Source organism: Eudoraea sp. (assembly GCF_049665975.1).
GTDB lineage: Bacteria > Bacteroidota > Bacteroidia > Flavobacteriales > Flavobacteriaceae > Eudoraea.
Genome location: NZ_JBATGR010000487.1, coordinates 1 through 3,193 on the forward strand (window position 1 = coordinate 1; position 3,193 = coordinate 3,193).

Sequence of the window (3,193 nt, forward strand, 5' to 3'; positions counted from 1 at the left end):
CAAACGCTTTCTGCAGTGGAAATCGCTACCTATCCCGGGAGTAATAATGATGTGGTACAAGTAGCGCAGACCTTACCCGGGGTGTCTCCATCTATTGGAGGGTTTCGAAATGATCTCATAATAAGGGGTGGCGCGCCTAATGAATCTGTATATTATTTAGACGGGATGGAAATTCCGAATATCAACCATTTTAGTACCCAGGGGAGTGCAGGTGGCCCGGTAGGCTTAATTAATGTATCATTTATAGATAATGTTACCTTATCTACATCTGCCTTTAATGCCCGTTATGACAACCCTTTATCGGGTGTATTACAATTTGAACAACGCAATGGGAATAACCGGAACTTTGCAGGCAACTTCAGAGTAAGTGCTAGTGAGGCTGCACTAACCTTAGAAGGACCCTTATTTAAAAAAGGGAAAGAAACATCGCGAACTACCTTCCTGGCATCCGTACGACGAAGCTATTTAAAGTTTTTATTTGAAACGATTGGCTTGCCCTTCCGACCGGATTACTGGGATTATCAATTTAAAGTAGATCATCAAATAGATGATTTTAATAACCTTAGCCTATTAGGGTTAGGGTCAATTGATGATTTTTCTGCGGCACCTCCGGACGAGTTTGATCCGGAGTCCGAAGCCCAACTGGAACAGGCACCTTTTATCAAACAACGTTCAAATACCATTGGCCTTAGTTGGCGTAAACGCTTTAAAAATGGTAATGGATATATGCTCACCACTTTAAGTAATAACAGGCTGGCAAATGACTTTACAAGATACGATGATCCCATAAACGAAACAGGGGTGATTTTTAATAATGATGCGACTGAATCTGAAACCAAGCTTCGCTATGAATACACCCAATTTTTTTCAGACTGGAAACTAAGCACGGGTTTTAATGTTCAATATGCCGATTATAAAAACAACACCCTGGATCTTACCAATAGTGCTTTGTTTAATACGGAAATAGACTTTATGAAATATGGGCTTTTTGCGAATTTGACCCGTTCATTTTTTGATAATAAACTGGACCTTTCTTTTGGATTCCGAATGGATGATGATGGCTTTACCCAAAATGAAAGTCTTTTGAGTACCTTTTCGCCACGTTTTTCAGCCTCTTATGAGTTTGTAACAGACTGGCGTTTAAACGCCTCGGTAGGTCGATATTTCAAAATTCCTCCATATACCATTCTTGGGTTTAGAAACAATGAGAACGAATTGGTTAACCGGGATGTAGATTATACCAGAACCGATCATTTTGTGTTGGGGGTACAGCATTATTTTTCTCCTTCCTCAAGTATTTCTGTTGAAGGCTTCTATAAAGCCTATGATGATTATCCCGTTTCTGTGCGTGACAGTGTTTCTTTGGCGAATAAAGGAGGTGGTTTTGAAATATTGGGTAGTGAACCCATTGAAACCGTCGGAAAGGGAAGGAGCTATGGGTTGGAACTCCAATTCCAACAAAAATTATCAAAGAATTTCTACGGGATCTTTGCCTATACCTATTTCTTCAGTGAATTTACCGGCTTTGACCGGGATGTATACAGACCCTCCGTATGGGATAGCAGGCATCTGATATCCTTTACCGGCGGTTATAAGTTTGCCAGGAATTGGGAATTAAGTGCCCGGTATCGTTTTGCGGGGGAAACTCCTTTTGTGCCGGCAGATTTGGACGCTACTTTAGAAAATTATCCGGTTGTTATACTGGATTATTCCCGTTTGGGGGAGGAGAAACTACCCATATTTAGTCAATTGGATGTTCGTATTGATAAAAAATGGAATTTTAAGAAATTTGCTTTTGATCTTTTTATTGAAGTTCAGAATCTCCTGGGACAAAATATCCCAAGTCCACCTGAATATGGACTTAACAGGGACACATCCGGGAATATCATTCAACCGGAGAGTCTGGTAGTTATCGAAAACGAAAGTGGCCAAATAATTCCCAGTATAGGAATTGTGATTGATTTTTAAACCTATTCTTTATGGTAGCTGACCTTTTTAGTAAAATCTACTTTTTTAAGTAAAAAGATCTTTAAAAACATAATAATACAAGTCCAAGGCGGGAGGAGTGGCCGAGAATTCTGCAAAATAAAATTTCTGAAGGATAGCAGTTCGGCAGTGTTGACTATCTGAAACAATGCCGCCTTCTATTATTTTAAATGAAACCTAATGTCTGGAATAATGGAATATAAATATCCCTTTTCACTATCTTTAGGAATATCACAAAACCCATGCGTTTATTTTCATTCTTTATGGGATTTCTTATGTTGTTTAGCTGCAATATGGACAAGAAATCAACAAAGGTTAAAAATAATGTAGTGCCCCAGCGTGCGGAATTAAGCAGAGACTCCCAAATTTTTCTTGGCAACAGGTTGTTTTCAGAAAAAACATGTATTACCTGTCATGATGTAAGCAAGGAAAAAATAGGGCCTTCGGTCAAAGAAATTATGAAGATCTATAAAGAAAAAAATGGAGATATAGTGGCATTTTTAAAGGGTAATGCCAAACCCATTGTAGACACCACCTCCACCCAGGTTGCTATCATGCAGGCTAATATTGACGGTTTTTTAAAAGGAATATCTGATGAAGAACTGAAAACCATAGCCACCTATATGCTGCATGTTGATGAATTAAACCCAGATTAGTATCGTTTGAAGAGGTAATTTTTGCGTAGGAGGGAGGAGAGGCATGAGACCCATGAACGGGCTGCATGATTTCCGGTAATAAAGCAACCAGAGTTGAATAATTGCCTGCCAGTAACTGTAATACATTACTTTTGCTTAAAATTTGATGAAGATGCAATCGTTTGACGAATTTAAAATCTCTAACCAACTGCGTTCGGCTATAACCGATTTAGAATATACGATTCCAACACCCATTCAATCCCAAGCCTTTCCTGTAATTTCATCAGGAAAAGATGTTGTGGGTATTGCTCAAACGGGAACGGGAAAAACATTTGCCTATATGCTACCCATATTACAAATGCTTCCATTTTCAACAGAAAAGCATCCAAGAGTTTTAATTTTAGTGCCTACACGCGAATTGGTTGTACAGGTTGTTGAGGAGATAAAAAAATTTAGTAAATATCTCGATAATAGGGTAGTGGGGGTTTATGGCGGCACCAATATAAACACTCAAAAAATATTGTTAGGGGAAGGTCAGGATATAGTTGTAGGTACCCCCGGCCGTTTATATG

3 protein-coding genes are annotated in these 3,193 nt (G+C 38.9%); all 3 read left to right on the top strand.

What is annotated here, in order from left to right:
- The coding region (locus tag WBN20_RS15615; protein ID WP_424282353.1) for a TonB-dependent receptor plug domain-containing protein at nucleotides 1-1,968 on the top strand (1,968 nt) is incomplete at its 5' end.
- A 260-nt stretch (nucleotides 1,969-2,228) separates the two neighbouring features.
- Nucleotides 2,229-2,642: a c-type cytochrome gene (locus WBN20_RS15620; RefSeq protein WP_424282354.1), complete on the top strand. Its 414-nt coding sequence runs from the start codon at nucleotides 2,229-2,231 to the stop codon at nucleotides 2,640-2,642.
- Nucleotides 2,643-2,793: 151 nt separating this feature from the next.
- The coding region (locus WBN20_RS15625; protein WP_424282355.1) for a DEAD/DEAH box helicase at nucleotides 2,794-3,193 on the top strand (400 nt) is incomplete at its 3' end.